We start from the raw sequence: 25,960 nt of genomic DNA on the forward strand, positions 1-25,960 counted from the left end.
GCGAACGCCTCGCCGAGCGACGTGACGAGCCGGGACAGGTCTCCGTCATCGCGGCGAAGAGTGCCGACAGCGGCAGCGCTCGCGCCGACGTGCTCGATCGTCTCCTCGATGCCGACGGCGAGCACGGGGTGAGGGCTGCACTCGACGAAGACAGTGGCCCGGTTCGCGAGAAGCGTCGTGACGGCCTGGTCGAACCGGACGGGCTCGCGGAGGTTGCGGTACCAGTAGGCCGCGTCCAGCCCGGTGGTGTCCAGGACCTCCCCGGTCACCGCGGAGACGAACGGGATCCAGCCGGGCAGAGGACGCACCGCCAGCACCGAGGCCAACTCGTCGGCCAGCAGCTCGACCTGTGCCGAGTGCGAGGCGTAGTCGACGGCGATCCGCCGCGCCCGCACCTCGACCGACGCGAGCAGCTCGTCCAGCGCCCCGGCCTCACCCGAGACCACGACCGACGAAGGACCGTTGACCGCCGCCACCGAGATCCTGCCGTCCCACGGCGCGATCAGCTCCCGTGCGTGATCGACCGGCACGGCCAGCGAGACCATGCCGCCCAGTCCGGACAGCCGCAGAATCGCCTTGCTGCGCAGCGCGACCACCCGAGCACCGTCCTCGAGGGACAGACCGCCCGCGACGACCGCCGCCGCGATCTCACCCTGGGAGTGGCCCACCACGGCGGCGGGCTCGACGCCGTACGAACGCCAGACCTCGGCCAGCGACACCATCACCGCCCACAGCACGGGCTGCACGACGTCGACCCGTTGCAACGCCTCTTCGTCGTCGAGGACGTCGAGCAGGTCCCAGTCGACGAACGACGAGAGGGCCGAAGCGCACTCGGACATCCGCGAGGCGAACACCGGCGACGATCCGAGGAGCGCGCGACCCATCCCGGCCCACTGCGAACCCTGGCCGGGGAACACGAAGACGACGTCACCGGGGTTCGCCGGTTCACTGGCGACCGCGTCGAGTCCGGCGGCGTCGAGCACCACGGCCCGGTGTTCGCGCACCGACCGCGTGGTGACCAGCGCGCGCCCGACGTCGACCGGATCGTCGTGAAGGCCACCGAGGGCTTGGGCGAGGTCGCGCAGGGCAGGTCCGGTCCGGGCCGAGAGCACCCACGGCACCACCGGTAGTTCCGCGGACGGCTCGTGGTCCTCGGCGGAAACGGCCTCGATGATCACGTGCGCGTTCGTCCCGCTGACGCCGAACGACGACACACCGGCGCGTCGAGGCGTTTCGGTCTCCGGCCACCGCACCGCTTCGGCGAGCAACCGGACCTGACCGGAAGTCCAGTCCACATGGGACGAGGGAACGTCGGCGTGCAAGGTCCTGGGCAGCACGCCGTGGCGCATCGCCTCGACCATCTTGATCACGCCACCGACACCGGCCGCCGCCTGCGTGTGCCCGATGTTCGACTTCAACGACCCCAGCCACAACGGCCGGTCCCGGTCCTTGCCGTAGGTGGCCAGCAAGGCCTCGGCCTCGATCGGATCGCCCAGCGTCGTACCGGTGCCGTGCGCCTCCACGACATCCACATCGGACGGTGCGAGACGCGCGTTGGCCAGTGCCGCACGGATGACCCGTTGCTGCGCCAGGCCGTTCGGCGCGGTCAGGCCGTTGGAGGCGCCGTCCTGGTTGACCGCCGAACCGCGCAGCACCGCCAGCACCGGATGGCCGAGCCGGCGGGCGTCGGAGAGCCGTTCCAGCACGAGCAGGCCGACACCCTCACCCCAGGCGGTGCCGTCGGCGTTGTCGGAGAAGGCCTTCGCGCGGCCGTCGGCGGCGAGTCCGCCCTGCTGGCTGAACTCGACGAACCCCTCCGGCGTCGTCATGACGGTGACCCCGCCCGCCAGCGCCAGCGTGCACTCCTCCGCCCGCAGCGCCTGCGCGGCGAGGTGCATCGCCACCAGCGACGACGAGCAAGCCGTGTCGACGGTCAGCGCCGGGCCCTCCAGCCCGAAGGTGTAGGCGATCCGGCCGGAGAACACGCTGGCCGCGCTGCCGGTGAGCAGATAGCCCGACAGGGCCTCGACCTGTTCCTCCGACGGGCCGGAGATCTGGGCCATGCCGCCGACGAACACACCGGTGCGGCTGCCGCGCAGACCGTCGACCGGGAGGCCCGCGCGTTCGAACGCCTCGTGCGCGACCTCCAGCAGCAGGCGTTGCTGCGGATCCATGGCGACGGCTTCGCGCGGCGAGATCCCGAAGAACTCGGGGTCGAAGTCCGCTGCCTCGTGCAGGAATCCGCCCTGCCGAACGTAGCTGTGCCCCGGCTGCGCCGCGCCGGGGCGGTAGAGCCGGGCGACGTCCCAGCCGCGGTCTGCCGGGAAGTCGGAGATCGCGTCGGTCTCGCCCGCGACCAGGTCCCACAGGCGTTCGGGGGTGTTCGCGCCTCCGGGGTACCGGCAGGCCATGCCGACGATCGCGATCGGCTCGCCCGCCTTGTCCTCGGCGTCGCGCAGCCGGGCACGAACGTCGTGCAGGTCGGCCGTGACGCGCTTGAGGAAGTAGCGGAGCTTGTCTTCACTCGACATGGGAGGTCCTCGGAGAACTTTGGGTCGGTGGGCGCATCAGGAGATGCCGAACTCGGTGTCGAGCAGCCGGAACATCTCGTCGTCGGTGGCGGAGTCGAGCCGATCGGTGATCGACTCGTCCTCTCCTCCGTCGCGCCACTGGGCGAGCAGGACTTCGAGGCGGGCCAGGACGCGACCGCGGTCCTCCGTGCCGGACGCCGCCAGCCCGGCTTCGAGCCGGTCCAGGTCGTCGGCGAGGAGGTCGGTCGCGGGCTCCACCAAGGACTTCAGGTGCACGGCGACGGCGGCGGCCGTCGGATGGTCGAAGACGAGCGTGCTGGGCAAGGCGAGTCCGGTCGCCCTGGACAGGCCGTTGCGCAGTTCGACCGAGGCCAGCGAGTCGAGGCCCAGGTCGCGCAACGGCTGCTGGACGTCCACCGCCCCGGACGCGGAATGCCCGAGCACCACGGCGATCTCGCCGCGCACGATGTCGAGCAGCAACTGGTCGAGCTCGGATCCCTTGGCAGTGCTCAGGATCTCGGCGACCGCGCCACCGGGCGTCACCTCCGCGGCCAGCACCTCGCGCACCTCGGGCAGGTCGCCGAGCAGCGGGCTCTGGCGCTGTGCCGTGAACGCCGGCACGAACCGCGTCCAGTCGACGTCCGCGACGACGACCGCCGGCTCGTCCCGTTCCACGGCAGCGACCAGTTCCGCGACCGCCCGCCGCGGCGGCAGTCCGGCGACACCGCGCCGTGCCATCTGCACCCCGGCCTCGCCCTCGGCCATCCCGGGTCCGGCCCACGGCCCCCAGGCGATCGACGTGGCGGTCAGGCCGCGAGTCCGGCGGGCCTCGGCCAGTGCGTCGAGTGCCGCGTTGGCAGCCGAGTAGGCACCCTGGCCTCCGCTGCCCCAGGTGGCCGCGATCGACGAGAACAGCACGAACGCGTCGAGCGGCGCGTCCCCGAGCAGAGCGTCGAGGTGCAGCGCTCCGAGGACCTTGGCCGACCGGACGCGTTCGAACTCGGCAAGATCGGTGTCCACCAGGTAGTCGGGGTCGCCCAGGCCGGCCGCGTGCACGACGGCCGACGGCGGGAACTCCGCCAGCAACGCGGCGAGCGCGTCCCGGTCGGCGACATCGCACGCGCGCACCGTGACCCGCGTGCCAAGTGCGATCAACTCGTCGACGAGCCCGGAATCGGCCTGACCGCGGCGACTGGTCAGCACCAGGTGCTCGGCACCGTCCGCCGCCAGCCTCCGAGCCACCTGCCCGCCGAGCGCACCGGTACCGCCGGTGATCAGAACCGTGCCGCGGGGCCGCCACTCCCGGACCTTCCGGCCGGACGCCCGGACGAGACGCCGCCCGAACACCCCGGACGGCCGCACGGCGACCTGGTCCTCGGTACCGCCGAGCACGCCTGTGGGGTCCACATCACCCGCGAGGTCGACACAACCGCCCCACCGGCGCGGGTGCTCCAGGCCGACCACGCGGCCCAGTCCCCAGATCTCGGCGGCAGCGGGGTCCACCTGCTCGCCCGGCTCGACCTGCACGGCGTTGCGCGTCACGCACCACAGCGGCGCCTCACGGCCCGCGTCACCGAGCGCCTGCACGAGCACAAGCACCTGGCTGACGTCGGTGAGCAACGACAGCACACCATCGGTCTCCGGCAGCAACGCGGCGAGGTCCGCCCGGCCGATCCCGCCGGGCATCTCCAGCACCGTGGCGTCGAGCCCCTCGACGAACCGTTCCGCGGCAACGCCTTCCGGCACGACCACCAGCCACGTGCCCGAAGCGGCCGAGACCTCGACCGGCTTCCAGACCACGCGGTAACGCCAGTGCTCGGCTCCCCCGTCGGCCTCGGCACGCCACCGGGCCAGCGCGGGCAGCAGCGAATCCACAGTGGACTCGTCCACCGCGAGCGTGTCCGCCAGACCCACGACGTCGCCGTCGCGGACAGCGGCCCAGAACCGCTCCCCGGCCGGGTCAGCGGCCGCGGGCGTGCCGGGGTCGAGCCAGTACCGCTCCCGCTCGAACGGGTACGTCGGCAGGTCGACCGGCACCTCCGGCGATCCGAGCAGCGCGGTCCACTGTGGACCACAGCCGACCGCGTGCAGCCGGCCCAGCGCGGTGAGCAGCGTCTCCGGCTCGGACCGGTCCTCGCGCAGCAAAGGCACGGCGCCATCGACCAGCGCGGACAGCACGGCGTCCGGACCGATCTCGACGAACGTGGTGACGCCCTGAGCGCGCAGCGCCTCGACACCGTCCGCGAACCGGACCGTCGCCTCGACCTGACCGGCCCAGTACTCCGCCGTCGCCGGGTCGGCGGTCCCGCCGGTGGACACCATCGGCAACGTCGCCGAACCGAACGCCAGATCGTCGAGCACAGCACGGAAGTCCGGCAGCATCGGCGCCATCAACGGCGAGTGGAACGCGTGGCTCGTGTTGAGCCGCTTGGTCTTGGCGAACCTCGACGCCAGCTCGGTGACCGCGTCCGCCTCCCCGGACAACACCACAGCGGAAGACCCGTTCACCGCCGCGAGCGACACCCCTTCCGGCAGCGGCAGAACCTCGTCCTCCGAAGCCTGCACGGCGATCATCACGCCACCAGGCGGCAAAGCCTGCATCAAACGGCCTCGGGCAGCGACCAGCACGGCCGCGTCCTCCAGGCTCAGGATCCCGGCGACGTGAGCCGCGGCGATCTCGCCGACCGAGTGCCCGAGAACGACGTCCGGACGCACTCCCCACTTCTCCAGCAACCGCACGAGCGCGACCTCGACCGCGAAGATCCCCTGCTGCGCGAACTCGGTGCCGTCTAGCTCCGGTCCGCCGCCGAGAACGACCTCCCGCACGCGCGGGTCGAGACAAGCGCACACGGCCTCGAACGCCGCCGCGAAGTCCGGGTACGTCTCGTGCAGCTCACGCCCCATCCCCGCGCGCTGAGAACCCTGACCGGTGAACAGGAACGCCGTCCGGCCCGACTTGGCGACCCCGGTGATCGCGCCACGGCCGTCCCGGATCGCGGCCAGCCCCGCCGCGCGGTCCTCGGAAGCAGTTGCGACGACCACCGCCCGGTGGTCGAACGCCGCCCGTCCGGCCGCGAGTGTCCGTGCCACGTCCACCGCATCGGCGTCAACGCTCAGCAACCGCTCGGCCTGGGCCCGCAGCGCGGTCTCGGTGCGGGCCGACAGCAGCCACGGCACAGGTCCGGCGAACTCCCGTTGCGCCACAACTTCGGCAGGCTGTTCGAGGATGACGTGCGCGTTGGTGCCGCTGACACCGAACGACGACACAGCGGCCCGGCGGACATCGGTCCGCGGCCACGGAGTGGTCTCGGTCAGCAACGAGACCGCGCCCGCCGTCCAGTCCACCTTGGCCGAAGGCGTGTCGAGGTGCAGCGTCCTGGGCAGCACGCCGTGCCGCATCGCCTCGATCATCTTGATGACCCCGCCCACCCCGGACGCGGCCTGGGCGTGCCCGATGTTCGACTTCAGCGACCCCAGCCACAGCGGGACTTCCCGGTCCTGGCCGTAGGTCGCGAGCACGGCCTGGGCCTCGATCGGATCGCCCAGCACGGTGCCGGTCCCGTGCGCCTCGACCACGTCGACGTCCGAAGTGGACAGACCGGCGTTGGCCAGCGCCTGCCGGATCACCCGCTGCTGCGACGGACCGTTCGGGGCGGTGAGCCCGTTGGACGCGCCGTCGGAGTTCACCGCCGATCCGGCGACCACGGCGAGCACCGGGTGGCCGTGCCGACGGGCGTCCGAAAGTCGTTCCAGCAGCAGCATTCCCGCGCCCTCGGCCCACGCCGTGCCGTCGGCGTCGTCGGAGAACGACTTGATCCGCCCGTCCGGCGCGAGCCCGCGTTGGCGGCTGAACTCGACGAACGCTCCGGGACTCGACATCACCGTCACCCCGCCCGCCAGTGCCAGCGTGCACTCACCGGCACGCAATGCCTGCGCGGCGAGGTGCAGCGCCACCAACGACGACGAGCACGCGGTGTCGACGGTCAGCGCCGGCCCCTCGAACCCGAAGGTGTACGCGATCCGGCCGGACAGCACGCTGGCCGCGGTGCCGGTGCCGAGGTTTCCGCCGACGTGCTCGGGCGCCTCGTGCAGCGGCGGGCCGTAGTCCTGCGAGGCGACGCCGGCGAACACACCGACGGCGTCCCCGCGTACCGCCCGCGGGTCGATGCCCGCGTGTTCGAACGTCTCCCAGGTGACCTCCAGCAGCAGCCGTTGCTGGGGGTCCATCGCCAGCGCCTCGCGCGGGCTGATGCCGAAGAAGGCGGCGTCGAACCCGGCCGCGTCCGCCAGAAAACCACCGTGGGCCACGTAGGTCTTCCCCGGCCGGCCCGGTTCCGGGTCGTGCAGCCCCTCGAGATCCCAGCCGCGGTCCGGCGGGAACGGCGTGATCGCGTCGGTGCCGGCGAGCACGACGTCCCACAACCGCGCCGGGGACGTGACACCGCCCGGATAGCGGCATCCCATGCCCACGACGACGATCGGGTCGTCCGACCCCGCGTGCGCGACGGGCGCCTCGCCGGTCTCGGCCTCTCCCACCAGCCACGCGGCCAGCGCGGCGGGCGTCGGGTAGTCGAAGACCAGCGTGGGCGGCAACGTCAGCCCGGTCGCCTTGCCCAGCCGCGAGCTGAGCTCCACCGCGGTGAGCGAGTCGAACCCCAGGTCGGCGAACGCGCGGTCACCGTCGAGCGCCTCCGGATACCCGAGCACGGCGGCGGCCTGCGCGCGCACCAGGTCGATCAGCTCGACCTGATCCCCTCGCGAAGGAACGGCAGGACGCCCGGAAACCGGGGCACCGCTCGCCGTCGTGAGCCAGTAGCGCTCGTGCTGGAAGGCGTACGTGGGCAGGTCGGTCGCCCGCGCACCGGTCCCGGCGAAGTAGGCGGACCAGTCGACCGGTACGCCGTGGGTGTGCAGGGTCGCGACGGCGGTCAGCAGCGTGGTCGCCTCGTCCCGGTCCGGACGCAGCGCGACGGCGGTCACGGCGTCGGCGAGCCCGCGGGCCAACGCGGTCAGCACACCGTCGGGTCCCAGTTCCAGGAAGGCCGTGACGCCCTGGTCCTCCAACGACGCGACGGCGTCCGCGAAGCGCACCGCGTCCCTGACCTGACCGGTCCAGTACTCCACAGTGGACAGATCGGCCTCGACCCGTCCGGTGCGAGTCGACACGAACGGCACGGCCGACGGATGGAAGTCCAGCTCTCGCACGACTTCCGCCAACGGCGCCAGCACAGGGTCCATGGCGGCGGAGTGGAACGCGTGACTCGTCGTCAGCCGCCGGGTGCGACGGCCTTGTGCCGCCCAGTGGGAAACGACGTCCGCGACAGCGTCCCGCGGGCCGGAGACGACGACCGAGGACGGCCCGTTCACGGCGGCGAGGTCCACCCCGTCCGACACCGTCGCGACGATCTCGGCTTCGCTCGCCTCGACCGCGGCCATGGCCCCACCCGCAGGCAACGAGGCCATCAACCGGCCTCGCGCGGCCACCAGCGCCGCCGCGTCGGCCAGGCTCAGCACACCCGCCACGTGGGCGGCGGTGATCTCGCCGAGCGAGTGCCCGGCGACGACGTCGGGCCTGATGCCCCACGACTCGACGAGCCGGGCGAGGGCCACCTCGACCGCGAACAGGCCCGCCTGCGCGTAGTCGGTGCGATCGAGCAGGCCGTCGGCGTCGAGGAACACGACGTCCTTGAGCGACGCCAGGCCGATCTTCGCGCACACCTCGTCGAACGCGGCCGCGAACACGGGGAACGCCTCGTAGAGGTCCCGTCCCATCCCGGCGCGCTGGGATCCCTGGCCGGTGAACAGGAACGCGAGCTTGGTGTCCGCGCGAGCCTTGTCCTGCACGAGGCCGTCGGTGGGAAGGCCGCCGGCAAGAGCCTTCAGGCCGGCCGGGCCGGAGACGACGACAGCCCTGTGTTCGAGCAGCGCACGGGTCGTCGCCAGCGAGTAGGCGGCGTCGAGGGAAGTCTCGGACAGCCTGGCGGCCTGTGCGCGAAGTGCGGCCGGAGACTTGGCGGACAACAGCAGAGGCAGAACCGCCGGCGCCGCAACAGCAACCGAGCCGGCCGTAACGGGCGCTTCCTCGACGATCACGTGCGCGTTGGTCCCGCTGACCCCGAACGACGAGACCCCGGCACGGCGCGGACGTTCCCCGGCAGGCCACGGCCGCGGCTCGGAGAGCAGCTCAACGGCTCCGGCGGACCAGTCGACGTGGGGCGAGGGCTCGTCGGCGTGCAGCGTGCGCGGCAACGTTCCGGCGCGCAGGGCCAGAACAGTCTTGATGATCCCGCCTACGCCGGCCGCGGCCTGGGCGTGCCCGAGGTTGGACTTGAGCGACCCCAGCCACAGCGGGGTCTCCCGGTCCTGACCGTAGGTGGCGAGGATCGCCTCCGCCTCGATCGGGTCGCCGAGAACCGTACCGGTGCCGTGCGCCTCGACAGCGTCCACATCGGACGGAACGAGCCGGGCGTCGGCCAGCGCCGCCCGGATCACCCGCTGCTGAGCGAGGCCGCTGGGCGCGGTGAGACCGTTGGAGGCGCCGTCGGAGTTGACCGCCGACCCGGCCAGCACGGCGAGCACGCGGTGGCCGTTGCGCCGCGCGTCGGACAGCCGTTCCAGCACCAGGACGCCGACGCCCTCCGCCCAGCCGGTGCCGTCCGCACCGGCGCCGAAGGACTTGCAGCGCCCGTCCGGGGCGAGACCGCGCTGACGGCTGAACTCGACGAACCCGCCGGGCGTGCTCATCACCGACACCCCCGCGGCGAGGGCCAGGGTGCTCTCCCCCGCGCGCAACGACCTGATCGCGAGGTGTACCGCGACGAGCGACGCCGAGCACGCGGTGTCGACGGTGAGCGCCGGGCCTTCCAGACCGAACGCGTACGCGATCCGTCCGGAAAGGACGCTGGCGGCCAGTCCCGTCAGCAGATGACCCTCGACCTCAGCGGGTGCCTCGTGCAGCCGCGGCCCGTAGTCCTGGCCGTTGGTGCCGACGAAGACGCCGATCCTGTTGCCGCGCACGGAGTCCGGGGCGATGCCTGCCCGTTCGAACCCCTCCCACGCGGCTTCGAGCAGCAGCCGCTGCTGGGGGTCCATCGCGAGGGCCTCGCGCGGGCTGAGGCCGAACAGCTCGGCGTCGAACCCCGCGACGTCGTCCAGGAACCCGCCGTGCAGGACGTAACTGGAACCGGGCGCCTCGCTGGAGTGCAACCGGTCCAGGTCCCAGCCCCGGTCGGCGGGGAACTCGGTGACGGCGTCCCGTCCCTCGGCGACCAGCGTCCAGAGGTCCTCCGGCGTCCGCACCCCGCCGGGATACCGGCAGCTCATGCCGACGACGGCGACGGGTTCGTGCGCCTGGTCCTCCAGCTCGCGGACCCGGCCCCGCGCCTCGCGCAGATCACCGGTGGCGCGCTTGAGGTAGTCCAGGAGCTTCTCTTCGTTCGTCACGACGCGGCACCCAGTTCCTGGTCGAGCAAGGCGAACATCTCGTCGGCGCTGGCGGCGTCCAGATCCGCCGTGGCGTCGGGTCCCGGCGCGATCAGCGCGCGCAACCTGGTCAGCACCTGGGCGCGGGCCGCACCGTCGAGATCGCGCAGACCTGACTCGATGGCGTCGAGGTGGCGGTGCAGGCCGGTGTCCGAACCCGACACCTCCGCGTCCAGATGTGCGGCGAGCGAGGACACCGTCGGGTGGTCGAACACGACCGTCACCGGCAGGTCGAGCCCGGTGACGGAGGCCAGCCGGTTGCGCAGCTGGACGCCCGCCGCGGAGTCGAGGCCCAGTTCGCGGAACGACCCGGTGAGCTCGACCTCCTCCGGCGACGCGTGCCCGAGCACGGCGGCCGCGGCGGAACGGACCAGCTTCACCAGCGTCCGCCGCCGCTCCTGGCCGGTCTGCCCCTCCAGGTAACCGGTCCACCTCTCGGTGACACCCACCACCGCTCCTGCCACCGGGCCGGACGTGGTCAGCCAGTAGTCGCGGTGGTCGAACGCGTACGTGGGCAGGTCGACCCGCCGCCCCGCGGGGAGCAGCCAGTCGACACCGACGCCGCGCACCGCCAGTTCGGCCAGCGACAGCCGGACCCGTGCGAGGCCACCGTCACCACGGCGCAACGCACCGGCGACTACAGCATCCGGTGCGGTCTGCTGCATGCCCATCGTCAGCACGGGATGCGGGCTCAGCTCGACGAACGCCGTCCGGCCCTCACCCGTCAGCAGCCGCATCGCCGGGTCGAACAGCACCGGCTCGCGCAGGTTGGTGAACCAGTACCGCGCGTCCAGGCCGGTGGTGTCGAAGAACGAGGCGGTCACCGCCGACACGAACGGGATCTCCGCCTGGCGCGGCCGGATCGGGGCGAGGTCGGCCAGCAGTCGCTCCCGCAACGAGTCGACCTGCGCGGAGTGCGACGCGTAGTCCACCGGGATCCGCTTCACGCGGTCGCCGCAGTGCTCGACCAGTTCGTCCAAGCCCTCGGGCGCGCCGGAGACGACGACGGACTCGGCCCCGTTGACCGCGGCGATCGACAACCCTGGCCGCTGTGCCAGCAGGGTTTCGACCTCAGCCACCGGCAGCCGCAGCGACACCATCCCGCCGCGACCGGACAGCTCGGCCAACGCCCGGCTGCGCAGCGCCACCACCCGCGCACCGTCCGAAAGGGACAGTGCGCCCGCGACGCACGCGGCGGCGATCTCGCCCTGACTGTGCCCGAGCACGGCCGCCGGACGAACGCCGTGCGACTGCCACAACGCGGCCAGCGACACCATCACCGCCCACAGCGCGGGCTGGACCACGTCGACGCGGTCGAGCTCGTCCCCGCGGCGCAGCACCCGCAGCAGGTCGAAGTCGGTGAACGGCGCGAGCGCGGCGGCGCACTCGACCAGCCGCGCGGCGAACACCGGGGACGTGTCGAGCAGCTCCCTGCCCATGCCGGCCCACTGCGATCCCTGACCGGGGAAGACGAACACCGCCGCCGAGTCCGCGTCGGCGAGCCCGGTCACCGCGGTGGAGGTCTCCTCACCGGCGGCCAGAGCAGCAAGTCCGCGGCGACGCGTCTCCGCGTCCGGGCCGAACACGACCGCGCGATGCTCGAACGAGCTGCGCGAGGTCAGCAACGAGTGCGCGACATCGACCGCGCGATCATCCACACAGGACAGCAACCGGGCGGCCTGTCCGCGCAACGCGGCGGCACTGCGAGCCGAGAACACCCACGGCACCGAGGGATCGTCCAGCCCAGACGGCTCCTCCACCACAGCCGGCGCTTCTTCGAGGATCACGTGCGCGTTGGTGCCGCTGACGCCGAACGAGGACACCCCGGCGCGGCGCGGTCGTTCCCCCGCGGGCCACGGCCGCGCCTCGGTCAACAGCGAGACAGCCCCCGAAGTCCAGTCGACGTGCGGCGACGGCGAGTCGGCGTGCAGCGTCTTCGGCAGAACGCCGTGGCGCAGCGCGAGGATCATCTTCAGCAGCCCGGCCACCCCGGCGGCGGCCTGGGTGTGGCCGAGGTTCGACTTGACCGAACCGAGCCAGAGCGGTTCCGGCCGGTCCTGCCCGTAGGCCGCGAGCAACGCCTGGGCCTCGATCGGATCCCCCAGCGCGGTGCCGGTGCCGTGCGCCTCCACAGCGTCCACATCGGACGCGGACAGCCGCGCGTCGGCCAGTGCCGCGGCGATGACCCGTTGCTGCGCCGGGCCGTTCGGCGCGGTGAGCCCGTTGGACGCGCCGTCCGAGTTCACCGCCGAGCCGCGCACCACGGCCAGCACGGGATGCCCGTGCCGGACCGCGTCCGAAAGCCGTTCCAGCAGCAGGACTCCCGCGCCCTCGGCGAAGCCGGTGCCGTCCGCCCCCGCCCCGAACGCCTTGCAGCGCCCGTCGGCGGAAAGCCCGCCCTGGCGCGAGAACTCGACGAACACCGACGGCGTGGCCAGCACCGTCGAACCGCCCGCGAGAGCGAGCGTGCACTCGCCGCGGCGCAGCGACTGCACCGCGAGGTGCACGGCGACCAGCGAAGACGAGCAGGCGGTGTCGAGCGTCAGCGCCGGGCCCTCGAAGCCGAAGGAGTACGCGACCCGGCCGGAGGCGAGCGACCCGGACGTCCCCATCAGCACCCGGCCGGCGAGGTCGGCGTCGGACGCGCCAGTGCCGTAGTCCTGGTACATGGTTCCCGTGAACACGCCCGTCTTGCTGCCGCGCAACGACATCGGGTCGATTCCCGCGCGTTCGACCGCCTCCCAGGAGACTTCGAGCAGCAGGCGGTGCTGGGGGTCGGTGACCTCGGCGGCGGCCGGCGAGATGCCGAAGAACCCGGCGTCGAACGCGCCCGGTTCGGCGAGGAAACCGCCGTGCCGAGTGGTGGAGTGCCCCGGCTCGTCCGGCCGGTGCAGGTCGTCGACGTCCCAGCCGCGGTCGCCGGGGAACTCCGTGATCGCGTCGGTCCCGTCGGCGAGCAGCCGCCACAGGTCCTCCGGCGTCGTGACGCCGCCGGGGTAACGGCAGCCGGCGCCGACGATGGCGATCGGTTCCTCGGCCGCCCGCAGACGCTCGCGCGCCTGGTGCAGTTCGACGGTGACCCAGCGCAGGTTCTCGAGCAGCACCCGGTCGTGCTCAGCCATGGTTGCCCAGCTCCTTGGAGATGAAGTCGAGGATTTCGTCGGCCGAGGCGGTGCTCAGCCGCTGTGCCGCGTCGTCCGGTGCGGGCTCGGGCCGTCGCAACCGGGCCCCCAGCGCGTCGAGCCGGGCCGCGACGGCCGCCAGCACGGAAGAGTCCACTGTGGACTCCGCCAGCGCCGCCTCCAGCCGGTCGACGTGGTCGAGCACGACCGGCCGCGCCGGTTCGGTGACCAGCCCGCGTTCGAGGTGCGCGGCGACGGCGGCGGGGGTCGGGTGGTCGAAGATCAGCGTCGCGGGCAGCCGCACGCCGGTCGCGGCGGTGAGCCGGTTGCGCAGCTCGACCGCGGTCAGCGAGTCGAACCCGATCTCGGCGAACGGCTGGGCCGGGTCGACCGCGGCCGTGCCCCGGTGCCCGAGCACCGCGGCGACCTCACCGCGCACCAAGTCGAGCAGCACCTGATGCCGCTCGGCCGCGGGCACGTCGCTCAGCCGGACCTGGCTCTGCCGCGGGGTGACCGGAGTGCGCACGAGTCCGCGCAGCAGCGGCGGAATCTCGCCGAGCCGCGCCGCCGAGGTCTCCAGCCGCACCGGGAACAGCACCGCGTCCCCGGCCGCCCAGGCCGCGTCGAACAGGTCGAGGCCCTGACGGCTCGACAGCGGCAGCACGCCCGTGCGGCTCAGCCGTCCTACGTCGGCTCCGCTCGTCATCGTGCTCGCCTCGGCCCACAGTCCCCAGCCCAGCGATAGCGCGGGCAGTCCTCGCGCCCGGCGCTGAAGGGCGAGCGCGTCGAGATAGGCGTTCGCGGCCGCGTAGTTGGCCTGGCCCGCCGTGCCGAGGGTGCCCGCGACCGACGAGAACAGGACGAAGCTGCGCAGGTTCGCGGTGAGCTCGTGCAGGTGCCGGGCCGCGTCGATCTTGGGGCGCAGCACGGTGTCGAGCCGATCGGGCGTCAGCGCGGTGAACGTCGCGTCGTCCAGCACACCGGCGGCGTGCACGACCGAGGTCAGCGGGTGCTCGGCCGGAATCGCGGCGAGCACCTCCGCGAGCCGGGACCGGTCGGCGGCGTCCGCGGCCACGACCTCGGCGGCCGCGCCCAGTTCCGTGAGCTCGGCGACGAACTCGGCCGCACCGTCGGTGGCCATCCCGCGCCGGCTCAGCAGAACCAGGTGACGCGCGCCGTGGACGAGCACGAGGTGCTTCGCGACGAGCCGGCCGAGGGTGCCGAGCGCTCCGGTGACGAGCACGGTGCCGTCCGGGTCGAGCAACGGTTCGGTGGCGGCGCGAACTTCCGCGCGTGCCAACGCCGGGACGTGGGCGATGCCGGCGCGCAACGCGAGTTGTCCTTCGCCGGTACCAAGTGCGGCGGGCAACGCGCTCAACGACCGCGGGTCGTCGTCCACGTCGGCCAGCACGATCCGGCCGGGGTGCTCGGCCTGCGCCGAGCGCAGCAGGCCCCACACCGCCGCGCCCGCGAGGTCGGTGACGTCGTCCCCGGTGGCCGACCGGGTCAGCACGACCAGCCGTTCGTCGCCCGGGCGGTCCAGCCACTCACGCACGAGGGCGAGCTGCTGGAGGAGCACCTCGCGGACGTCGCCGGTGCCCACGGGCGAGATCACGTCGGTCCCCGCGGGTGTGGTGACCTCGATCGGCTGCCACGCGAGCCGGTACAACGAGTTCGAACCGGCCGCGAGCTGCGCGGGTGAGAACGGGCGCAGCGTCAAGGCATCCGCGGTGAGCACCGGACGGCCGCTGTCGTCGTCGACCGCGAGCGACACCGTGTCCAGGCCCGCGGACGAAAGCCTGACGCGCAAACGTTGAGCACCCGAAGCGTGGGAGGTGACACCGGACCAGGTGAACGGCAGCCGCGGCGCGTCGTCAGCGAAGAAGTCGCCGAGCCGCACGGCCTGGGCGGCGGCGTCGAGCAGTGCCGGGTGAACGACGAACGTGCCGGGCTCGGCGTCGATCGCGACCTCCGCGAAGACCTCGTCCCCCGCCTTCCACGCACGCGTCAGACCCTGGAACGCTGGCCCGTAGTCGAAGCCGTCCTCGGCCGCGGCGACGTAGAACTTCTCGACGTCCACCTCGACCGCGCCCTTCGGCGGCCAGGGCAGCGCGGGCCGGGTGTTCTCCAGAGCCGCGAGCGTGCCCGACGCGTGCCGGGTCCACGGCATGTCGCCGTCCTCGAGACGGGCGTGGATCCGCAGCTCACGTCCTTCGGAAACGGTGACCTGGACGAGGATCGCGCCCTGGCGAGGCAGCACGAGCGGTGCCTCGACGGTCAGGTCCTCGACCGCGGCACCCGTCTCCCGGGCCGCGTGCAGGGCCAGGTCGAGGAACGCGGTGCCGGGCAGCAGTGGCGTGTCGAGCACGGCGTGGTCGGCGAGCCACGGCTGCGTCCGCAGCGACACCCTGCCGGTGAACAGCCGGATGTCCTGCTCGGCGAGCCGGGTCGACGCGGTCAGCAGCGGGTGCCCGGCGGCGTCGAGGCCCAGTCCGGTGACACCGGGCAGCACCTGCGGGGCGTCGAGCCAGAACCGTTCGCGCTGGAACGGGTATGCGGGGAGCGCGGCGTGCGCCCCCGCGGGCAACGTCCAGTCGACCGGCACGCCGTGGACGTGCGCCTCGCCGAGTGCGTTCAGGACACGAACGAGAGAGCCGTCGTTGCGCTTCAGGGTGCCGATCGCGACGGCCGTGTCGCTCACGTCGTCGAACGACTCAGCGAGCGCGGTGACCAGCACGGGGTGCGGGCTGCACTCGACGAACACGTCGTGACCGGTGGCCAGCAGAGCCTCGGTGGTACGGGCGAACTCGACCGGTTGCCGCAGGTTCTGGTACCAGTACCCGGCTTCTAGGTCCGCGGTGTCCGTGAGCGCGGCGGTCACCGTGGAGTAGAACGGGATCTGTCCCGATTCCGGCCGCACCGGCGCCAGGACGCGAGCCAGTTCGTCCTCGATCAGCTCCACGTGCGCCGAGTGCGACGCGTAGTCGACGGCGATCCGGCGCACCCGGACTTCTTCAACAGTGGCCAGCAACTCCTCGACGGCGTCGGCATCGCCGGACACCACCGTGGAGGACGCGCCGTTGGCCGCGGCGACCGAGAGCCGCCCACCCCACGGGGCGATCAACTCCTTCGCGCGTTCCACCGGCGCGGCCACGGACACCATGCCACCGCGCCCAGCGACCGCGAGCAACGCCTTGCTGCGCAAAGCGACCACCCGAGCACCATCCTCAACGGACAGTCCACCGGCGACGACGGCGGCGGCGATCTCACCCTGGGAGTGCCCGACGACGGCAGCGGGTTCGACGCCGTGCGCACGCCAGACCGCGGCGAGCGACACCATCATCGCCCACAGCGCCGGCTGCACCACGTCCACGCGGGTCAACGCCTCGGCGTCGTCCAGCACCTCCAACAGGTCCCAATCCACAAAGGACGACAGCGCCGCAGCGCACTCGGACATCCGCTCAGCGAACACCGGTGAGGCTTGGAGAAGCTCACGACCCATGCCCGCCCATTGCGCACCCTGGCCGGGGAACACGAACACGACCCGGCGAGCCGCGCGAGCCACACCCGCACCACTGCCCTGCTCGGCCAACGCGGTCAGCCCCGCCTGCAGATCACCGGCAACGACGGCGCGGTGCTCGAACCGCGACCGCGCCGCGAGTGCACGAGCAACCCCGGCCTCGTCACCTCCGACCAGTGGCAGAAGCTGACGCGCCCGTTCCCGCAGAGCAGGTTCGGTCCGCGCGGACAGCACCCACGGAACCTGTGCCGTGGAGAGGGTGGTCTCCGGCGCCGGAACGCCTTCCAGGACAACGTGAGCGTTGGTGCCACTGATCCCGAACGAGGACACCGCCGCCCGTCGCGGCCGCGTCACCGACGGCCAGTCGCGGGACTCGGTCAGCAGCTCGACCGCGCCGGACTCCCAGTCGACGTGCGGCGAGGGCTCGTCGACGTGCAGCGTCTTCGGCAGCACGCCGTGGCGCATGGCCTGCACCATCTTGATGACCGCACCGACACCGGCCGCGGCCTGGGCGTGCCCGATGTTCGACTTCAGCGATCCCAGCCACAACGGCTCGTCCCGGTCCTGACCGTAGGTCGCCAGCAGGGCCTGCGCTTCGATCGGGTCACCGAGCGGCGTGCCCGTTCCGTGCGCCTCGACCGCGTCGACGTCCGAAGTGGACAGTCCGGCGGCGGCGAGCGCCTGGCTGATCACGCGTTGCTGGGAAGGCCCGTTGGGGGCGGTGAGGCCGTTGGAGGCGCCGTCGGAGTTGATCGCGGAGCCGCGCAGCACCGCGAGCACCGGGTGCCCGTTGCGGCGCGCGTCGGACAGGCGTTCCAGCAGGACCATCCCGGCGCCCTCGGCCCAGGCGGTGCCGTCGGCCGCCGCCGCGAACGGCTTGCACCGGCCGTCCGGTGCCAGCGCGCGCTGGCGGCTGAACTCGACGAACGACCCCGGCGTGGCCATCACGGCGACGCCGCCCGCCAGTGCGAGCCCGCACTCGCCCTGCCGCAGTGCCTGGGCGGCCAGGTGCAGCGCCACCAGCGACGACGAGCATGCGGTGTCGACGGTGACAGCGGGGCCTTCAAAGCCGAAGGTGTAGGCGACGCGGCCGGACACGACGCTGCCGGAACCACCGGTGAACGAGTACCCCTCGGCCTCCTCCGGCAACGGGGCCAGCCGCGCGGTGTAGTCGTGGTACATGGCGCCCGCGAACACGCCGGTCCGGCTGCCGCGCAGGGACACCGGGTCAATGCCCGCGTTCTCGACGGCCTCCCAGGAGGTTTCGAGGAGCAGGCGCTGCTGCGGGTCCATGGCGGTCGCCTCACGAGGGCTGATGCCGAAGAACTCCGCGTCGAACAGACCGGCGTCGTGCAGGAACCCGCCGCGCGTCGTGTACGTGCGGCCGGAGCGGTCGGGGTCGGCGTCGTAGAGCGCCTCGACGTCCCAGCCGCGGTCGTCGGGGAACCCGGTGATGGCGTCGCGGCCGTCGGCGACCAGCCGCCACAGCTCGTCGGGGCTCGTCACGCCGCCGGGGAAGCGGCAGGCCATGGCGACGATCGCGATCGGGTCGCCGGACACCTGCGTCGGCGCCGCCGACTCCGCGCTCTCGTCGGGACCGGCCAGTTCGGCGTGCAGGCGGTCCACCACCGCGGCGGGGGTCGGATGGTCGAACAGCAGGGTGACGGGCAACCGCAGCCCAGTGGCGGCAGCGAGGCGGTTGCGGAACTCGACCGAGGTCAGCGAGTCGAACCCGATCTCCTTGAACGCGCGGTCCGGTGCCGTGGCGGCCGGGTTCGCCAGCCCGAGCACAGCCGCGATCTCACCGCGCACCAGTTCGGTCAGCGCCTCCCTGGACATCGCGCCGCTCGTCCGGACGTTCGCGCTGCCCGCACGCAGCCGAACCAGGCTCCGCAGCATCGACGGCACCGCTCCCGCGGCTCTCACCCCGGCCTCGTCGAGCCGCAACGGCACCAGGACGGCGTCCTCGGCACCACGGCACCCGTCGAACAGGTCCAGACCGTCCGAAGTGGACAACGCCCCGACACCGGTGCGGGACATCCGGATCTTGTCCTGGGCGGCCAGCCCTCCACCCATGCCCTCGGTCGTCTCCCACAGACCCCACGCCAGAGCGGTGCCCGGAAGGCCTGCGGCCCGCCGATGCGAGGCGAGCGCGTCGAGGAAGGTGTTGGCAGCGGCGTAGTTCGCCTGACCTGCGGTGCCCAGGGTGCCCGCGACCGAGGAGAACAGCACGAACTCGGCGAGGCCGGACGTCAGCTCGTGCAGGTACCAGGCAGCGTCCACCTTCGCCCGCAGAACGTCGTCGAACTGCTCGGCGGCCAGTGCTTCCACCGGACCATCGGCAAGAACGCCGGCCATGTGCACCACAGCCGTCAGCGGCCGCGAAACGCCTGCCAGCAGTGCCTTCAGCGCATCGCGGTCGGCGACGTCGCAGGCGGCCAGGGTGACGCTCGCACCCAGCCCCTCCAGTTCCGAGACCAGACCGTCGTCGCGGCCGCGACGGCTCACGAGCAGCAGGTGGCGGTACCCCTGGCCGACGAGCCGCCGAGCCAGTTCACGGCCGAGCCCGCCGGTCGCGCCGGTGATGAGCACGGTGCCGTCCGGGTCGGCGGGCGGCGCTGTGTCCGGGACCGTGGCCCGGACGAGCCGCGGCACGAGCACGGCACCATCGCGGTGCGCGAGCTCAGGTTCACCGGTGGCCGCCGCGGCCGCGATCTCGTCCGGAGTCAGCTCACCTTCGGTTTCCAGCAGCACGAACCGGCCCGGATGTTCGGTCTGCGCCGAACGGACAAGTCCCCGCACAGTGGCCTGCGCGAGCTCGTTGATCACGAAGACGAGCCGGGCGCCGTCGAAGCGAGGGTCGGCGAGCCACGCGCGGACAAGGCCCAACGCGTGCGCCGCGGCGGCATGTGCCCGCACCGGCACCGTGCCGGAACCGGTTTCCGGCAGCACGGCAACGAACTCGGGCACCTCGGCCAGTGCGTCGAGGTCGGCGGTGACCACGCAGGTCGACGAGGTCTCCGCCGAGGGCACCGGCACCCAGGTGACGCGGTACAGGTCGTCGCGGGCGACCGTGGCCGACAGCTGGTCGGAGGTGACCGGCCGCAGCACCAGCGCGCCGACCGAGGCGACCGGCGTGCCCGTGAGGTCCACAATGGACATTTTGACGCCGTCGCGGGCCGGGGTGTACCGGACGCGGATCGCGCTCGCGCCGGTGGCGTGCAGGCGGACGTCGTTCCAGGAGAACGGGATCCGGCCCGCGCCGACCCCTGCCGGGTCGCCGAACGCGACGGCGTGCAACGCACCGTCGAGCAACGCCGGGTGTAGGCCGTACGCCGCCGCTTCCGCCATGCGGTGCTCCGGCAACGCGACCTCGGCGAACAGCTCGTCGCCGCGCCGCCACACCGCGCGGAGGCACTGGAACTCAGGCCCGTAGCCGAAACCGGCCTCGGCGAGCCGCGCGTACCGGCCGTCGAGGTCGACCTGCTCAGCGTCCGCGGGCGGCCACACCGGTTCGGACGACGACACGTCACCTCCCGCCGAGATGAACCCGGCGGCGTGGCGAACCCAGCCCGCCGTCATCGAGGACTGGCCTGGCCGCGACGAGACGGTGATCGTGCGCCGGCCGCTCTGTTCGGGTGCGCCGAGGGCGACCTGGAGCTGGACGCGGCCGTCGGCAGGCAGGACCAGCGGTGTCTCCTGAACCAGTTCGTCGAGTCGATCACAGCCCGCCTGCCCGGCCGCGAGCAGCGCCAGTTCCACGAAGGCGCTGCCGGGCAACAGGTTCGCGTTCAGCACGACGTGATCGGCCAGCCACGGCTGCGTGCGCGTGGACAGCACGCCGGTGAACAGGACGCCGTCGGTGCCCGCGATCTCGGCGCCACCGCCGAGCAGCGGGTGCCCGGTCGGGGTGAGGCCGGCAGCCGCGGCGTCGGCGGGCAGCGAGCGCGGCGACAGCCAGAACCGGTGCCGTTCGAACGCGTAGGTCGGCAGGTCCACCGGAGAGGCTCCGGACGTGACGGCGGGCCAGTCGGCCTCCACACCGCGCACGACCAGTCCGGCCAGCGCGGTGAGCACGGCCTGAAGATCGTTCCGTTCGGCCCGCAGGGTGGGCAGGACCGCGAAGTCGCCCTCCGGCAGGCAGTCCCTGGTCATCGTGCTCAGCACGGCCTCTGGCCCGAGTTCGACGAAGGTGGTGGCGCCGGCGTCGACCAGGCGGTCGATCGTGGCGGCGAAGCGGACGGTGTCGCGGACGTGCCGCACCCAGTAGTCGGCGGTGCCGGGGTCGCCGTCGACCACCAGCGGAATCCGCGCCGGGTGGTAGGTGACCGACTCGGCGACCTCGCGGAACGCGTCGAGCATCCCGTCCATCAACGGGGAGTGGAAGGCGTGGCTGACGTTGAGCCGCCGGGTCCGTCGACCGAGTTCCGCGAAGTGCTGCGCGATCGCTGTTGCGGCGTTCTCTTCGCCCGCAACGACGACAGCGGCAGGTCCGTTCACCGCGGCGAGCGACACCTCGTCGCCGAGCAGCGGGAGGACCTCGTCCTCGGCCGCCTCCACCGCGACCATCGCGCCGCCGGCCGGCAACGCCGCCATCAGCGCGCCCCTGGCCGCGACGAGCCGGGCCGCGTCGGCGAGATCGAGGATCCCGGCGAGGTGCGCGGCGGCGAGCTCACCGATCGAGTGGCCGGCGAGGAACCCCGGCCGGACGCCCCAATGTTCGAACAGCCGGAACAGCGCCACCTCGACGGCGAAGAGCGCGGGCTGGGTGTAGGAGGTCCGGTCGAGCAGTTCCGGGCCGGTCACGAACACGACAGTCCGCAGTGGACGGTCCAGGTGCGGGTCGAGCGCGGCGAACACGTCGTCGAGCGCCTGGGCGAACGGCGGGCAGGACTCGTACAGGTCCTGTGCCATCCGGGCCCGCTGCGAACCCTGGCCCGTGCAGAGGAACGCGAGCGCACCCTCAGACGTCCGACCGATTGCCTTGTCCCCCAAGGCGTCCAGCGCGGCCAGGTACCCTTCGCGGTCGGCGGCGACGAGACCGGCTCGGTGCTCGAACCGGGTGCGAGCGGCCAGCGTGGCGGCCACCCCGGCGAGCGGCAGGTCGGGGTGGGCGATCAGGTGGTCGCGCAAGCGCTTGGCCTGAACGAGGAGCGCGTCCTTCGTCTTCGCGCTGAGCAGCCACGGCGCCGGGGAGTCACTCGCCCGGCCCTGATCGATGGCGGGTGCCTCCTCCAGCACCGCGTGTGCGTTGGTGCCGCTGATCCCGAACGACGACACGGCGGCCCGGCGGACCCGGTCGCCCGCCGGCCACGCGACGGGTTCGGTCAGCAGCCGGATCTCGCCGGAGGACCAGTCCACGTGTGGGGAAGGCACCTCGGCGTGCAGCGTCTTCGGCACGACACCGTGCCGAAGAGCGAGCACGAGCTTCATCAGGCCACCGATCCCGGCGGCGGCCTGGGCGTGCCCGATGTTCGACTTCAGCGACCCCAGCCACAACGGGGTCTCCCGGCCCTGGCCGTAGGTGGCCAGCAGCGCATGCGCCTCGATCGGGTCGCCCAGCACGGTGCCGGTGCCGTGCGCCTCGACCACGTCGACGTCCGAAGTGGACAGACCGGCGTCGGCGAGGGCCTGGCGGATCACCTTGCCCTGGGCGGGACCGCTCGGCGCGGTGAGCCCGTTGGACGCGCCGTCGGAGTTGACCGCCGAACCGCGGACCAGCGCGAGCACGGGGTGCCCGTGGCGACGTGCGTCGGACAGCCGTTCCAGCAGGACGACGCCCACGCCCTCGGCCCACCCGGTGCCGGACGCGTCGGCGGAGAAGGCGCGGCAGCGGCCGTCGTCCGACAGCCCGCCCTGCTTGGCGAACTCGACGAACATCCCCGGCCCGGACATCACGGCCACACCGCCGGCGAACGCGAGCCCGCACTCGCCCGCCCGAAGCGACCGCACGGCCATGTGCAGCGCCACCAGCGAAGACGAGCACGCGGTGTCCACGGTGACCGCCGGGCCTTCGAGCCCGAAGACGTGCGCGACGCGGCCGGAGATCAGGCTGGTCGTCGTGCCGGTGAGCAGGTGCCCTTCGGACTCCTCGGCGGCCTCGTGCAGCCGCGGTCCGTACTCGTGTGAGGTGGCGCCGAGGAAGACGCCGTCGCGGTGGCCGCGCACGGTCTCCGGCCGGATGCCGGCGCGTTCATAGGCCTCCCAGACGGCCTGCAGCACGAGTCGTTGCTGCGGGTCCATCGCGAGGGCCTCACGCGGACTGATGCCGAAGAACACCGGGTCGAACTCGGCCGCACCGGCGAGGAACCCGCCGTCGCGCACCGCACCGCTGTCCCAGCCCCGGTCAGCGGGTGGCGGGCCGACCGCGTCCGTTCCGTCGTCGACCAGCCGCCAGAGGTCCTCCGGGGATTCGACGCCACCGGGGAAGCGGCAGGCCATGGCGACGATCGCGATGGGTTCGTCCGCGTGCCCGGACGTCTCGGGAGCCTCGGGCCCGGTCTCACCCGCCAGGTGCGCGGCCACGGCCGCGGGCGTGGGGTGGTCGAACAGCAGTGTCGCCGGCAGCGTGCGGCCGGTCGCCTCCGCCAGCCGGTCGCGCAGTTCGAGGCCGGTCAGCGAGTCGACGCCCAGGTCTCGGAAGGTCCGGGAGACGTCCACGTCGTCCGGCGACCGGTGTTCCAGGACGGCCGCGACCTCAGCGCGGACGAGGTCCAGCGGAGTGGCCGAAGCAGGTGCTCGTTCCACCGCGGGGACGTCTCGTCGTTCCTGCGGCTCCCCGGACAACCAGTAGGTCTCGCGCTGGAACGGATAGGTCGGCAGCTCGACCCGGTTGCCCTGCCACGCCGCGAAGACCGCGCCCCACTCGACGTCCCGACCGGTCACGTGCAACGCGGCCAGTGCCCGCAGCAGAGCGGCGGTCTCGGACCGGGCACCACGTTGTGCCGCAACGACCTCGGCGCCGGTGACGGTCGCACGGGCCTGCTCGGTGAGCACTCCGGCCGGGCCGATCTCCACGAAGTCCGTGACCCCAGAAGCTTCCAGGGTCTGCACGGCGTCGGCGAAGCGGACGGCGTCACGGGCCTGGCGCACCCAATACCCGGCGGTGTTCAGCTCGGTCGCGAGCAGCCCGGTCACCGTCGACACCACGGCCAGCCGCGGGTCCGAATAGGACACTTCCGCCGCGATCCGGCCGAACTCCGCCAGCATCGGCTCGATCCGGGCGGAGTGGAAGGCGTGGCTGACGGTGAGCTGCTTGGTCCGGTGCCCGCGTGCGGCCAGCACCTCCGCGGCAGCGAGAACCGCGTCCTCGTCACCGGACAACACCACCGCCGCGGGCCCGTTCACCGCGGCAAGGGAAACCTGATCGTTCAGAAGCGGACGGACGTCGTCCTCCGCGGCCTCCACCGCGACCATCGCGCCGCCGACCGGCAGCGCCTGCATGAGCGCGCCTCGGGCGGCGACCAGCCTGGCGGCGTCCGCCAGGGAGAACACCCCGGCGACGTGCGCCGCGACGAGTTCGCCGACCGAGTGCCCGGCGACGAGGTCCGGCCGGATCCCCGCGCTGGCGAACAACTCGAAGAGAGCCAGCTCGAAGGCGAACAGACCGGGCTGGGTGTACTCGGTGCGGTGGAGGTCGTCACCGTCCTCGCGCACGACGTCGGCGAGCGGCCGGTCGAGCAGGCCGTCGAACGCGGCACAGGCGGTCTCGAACGCCTCCGCGAACACCGGGAACGCCGACGCCAGTTCCACGCCCATCCCGGCGCGCTGGCTGCCCTGACCGCTGAACAGGAACGCGAGCGACCCGCGCGGGGAGACACGACCGCGGACGATCTCGTGCGCGCGCCCGCCACCTGCCAGGGTGTCCAGGCCGCGCAGCAACGCCTCCTGGTCGCGACCGACGACGACCGCGCGGTGCTCGTGGTGCTTTCGGGTGGTCGCAAGGGAGAGTCCGGCGTCAACGGCGTCCACTGAGGACAGAGCGTCCTGCATTCTGGCCGCCTGGTCGCGCAAAGCGGCCGGCGTGCGAGCCGACAGCAGCCAGGGCAGCGCGGACGGCGTGCTCGGAGCAGTGCGGTTCCGTGGCGGCGCCTCCCGTACGACGACGTGACAGTTCGTACCGCCCATGCCGAACGACGAGACCCCGGCGACCAGCGGCGCACCGGGTTCGGGCCAGTCCGTCACCGCGGTCTGCACCCGCAGGTCGAGTTCCCGCACCACCGGGTTGGGGCTCTCGAACCCGAGGCTCGGCGGCAGCTTCCTGGTGCGCAGCGCGAGAACGACCTTGACCAGCCCGGTGACTCCGGCGGCCGCCTCGGTGTGGCCGACGTTCGTCTTCACCGACCCGACGGCCAGTTCGCGCCCGAACACCTGGCCGAGAGCCGAGGCCTCGACCGGGTCACCGGCCTTGGTGCCCGTGCCGTGGAGTTCGACGTACTGCACGGCGCTCGGCGCGATTCCGGCGCGGTCGTAGGCCAGTCGCAGCACTTCGGCCTGGGCGTCGGCGTCCGGAGCGGTGAGCCCTGCCCCGCCACCGTCGTTGCCGATCGCGCTGCCGGCGATCACCGCGTGCACGAGGTCGCCGTCGGCCAGAGCCTGGTCGAGGGGCTTGAGGACGACGGCCGCGCCGCCCTCACCGCGCACGAACCCGTTGGCGTGCAGGTCGAAGACCCGAGCGGTGCCGTCCGGTGACAGGCCGCCGAAGCGGTCGGCGAGGACGGCGCCCTCCGGCACGAGGTTGAGGTGCACGCCACCGGCGATCGCGACCGCGCATTCCCCGCGGCGCAGGCTTTCCACGGCCTGGTGCACCGCGACCAGCGAGGACGACTGGCCGGAGTCGACGACGAAGCTGGGCCCGCGCAGGCCGAGCGCGTAGGAGACGCGGTTGGCGATGAGGCCGCGGCGGACGCCCGCCATCGAGTGCCGGGTGACGGCGTCGGCGCCCGCGCGGTCGAGCAGGGTGGCGTAGTCGTCGGAAGCGGCACCGACGAACACGCCGGTCCGCGCGCCCGGCACCGTGCCGGCGTTCTCCACGGCCTCCCAGGCGAGTTCGAGCATCAGCCGCTGCTGCGGGTCGATCGCGGCGGCTTCGCGCGGTGAGATGCCGAAGAACGCGGGGTCGAAGTCCGCGACCCGGTCGAGGTAGGCGGCGGGCGGCGCGGCGGGGTCGGTGACCCGGCCGGTGGGCGGCGCACCGATCGCACATCGGCCGTCGCGCAGGAGTGCCCAGAACCCGGCCGGGTCATCCGCCGCGGGCAACCGGCAGGACAGGCCGATGATCGCAATCCCCTGCGGCATGAGCCCTC

At 72.8% G+C, this 25,960-nt stretch carries 3 protein-coding genes and 4 pseudogenes; all 7 read right to left on the reverse strand.

Features of this window, described 5'->3' with window-relative positions; genetic code table 11:
- Positions 1 to 47 precede the first annotated feature (47 nt).
- A pseudogene (locus ACH413_RS11720) lies at positions 48 to 884 on the reverse strand (acyltransferase domain-containing protein); the annotation flags it as partial.
- 216 nt (positions 885 to 1,100) lie between these two features.
- Positions 1,101 to 1,361 (reverse strand): annotated as a pseudogene (locus ACH413_RS11725) (ketoacyl-synthetase C-terminal extension domain-containing protein); the annotation flags it as partial.
- Between the two features lie 12 nt (positions 1,362 to 1,373).
- A pseudogene (locus tag ACH413_RS11730) lies at positions 1,374 to 1,706 on the reverse strand (hypothetical protein); the annotation flags it as partial.
- Between the two features lie 36 nt (positions 1,707 to 1,742).
- Positions 1,743 to 2,411 (reverse strand): annotated as a pseudogene (locus ACH413_RS11735) (beta-ketoacyl synthase N-terminal-like domain-containing protein); the annotation flags it as partial.
- 156 nt (positions 2,412 to 2,567) lie between these two features.
- Positions 2,568 to 9,974, reverse strand: coding sequence for a type I polyketide synthase (locus ACH413_RS11740; RefSeq protein WP_360031068.1), 7,407 nt, complete (start codon positions 9,972 to 9,974; stop codon positions 2,568 to 2,570).
- Positions 9,971 to 13,135, reverse strand: coding sequence for a type I polyketide synthase (locus ACH413_RS11745; RefSeq protein ID WP_360031070.1), 3,165 nt, complete (start codon positions 13,133 to 13,135; stop codon positions 9,971 to 9,973). The genes ACH413_RS11740 and ACH413_RS11745 overlap by 4 nt, the downstream gene beginning before the upstream one ends.
- Complete coding sequence (locus ACH413_RS11750; protein ID WP_360031072.1) at positions 13,128 to 25,952, reverse strand: type I polyketide synthase; 12,825 nt, start codon at positions 25,950 to 25,952, stop codon at positions 13,128 to 13,130. The genes ACH413_RS11745 and ACH413_RS11750 overlap by 8 nt, the downstream gene beginning before the upstream one ends.
- Positions 25,953 to 25,960 lie beyond the last annotated feature (8 nt).

The organism is Lentzea sp. NPDC020367 (genome assembly GCF_044387305.1).
Classification (GTDB): Bacteria; Actinomycetota; Actinomycetes; order Mycobacteriales; family Pseudonocardiaceae; genus Lentzea.

What these genes read in the sequence shown, in the direction of transcription:
- ACH413_RS11750 (WP_360031072.1), bottom strand. Translation starts at nt 25,952, where the DNA reads ATGCCGCAGGGGATTGCGATCATCGGCCTGTCCTGCCGGTTGCCCGCG.
- ACH413_RS11745 (WP_360031070.1), bottom strand. Translation starts at nt 13,135, where the DNA reads ATGGCTGAGCACGACCGGGTGCTGCTCGAGAACCTGCGCTGGGTCACC.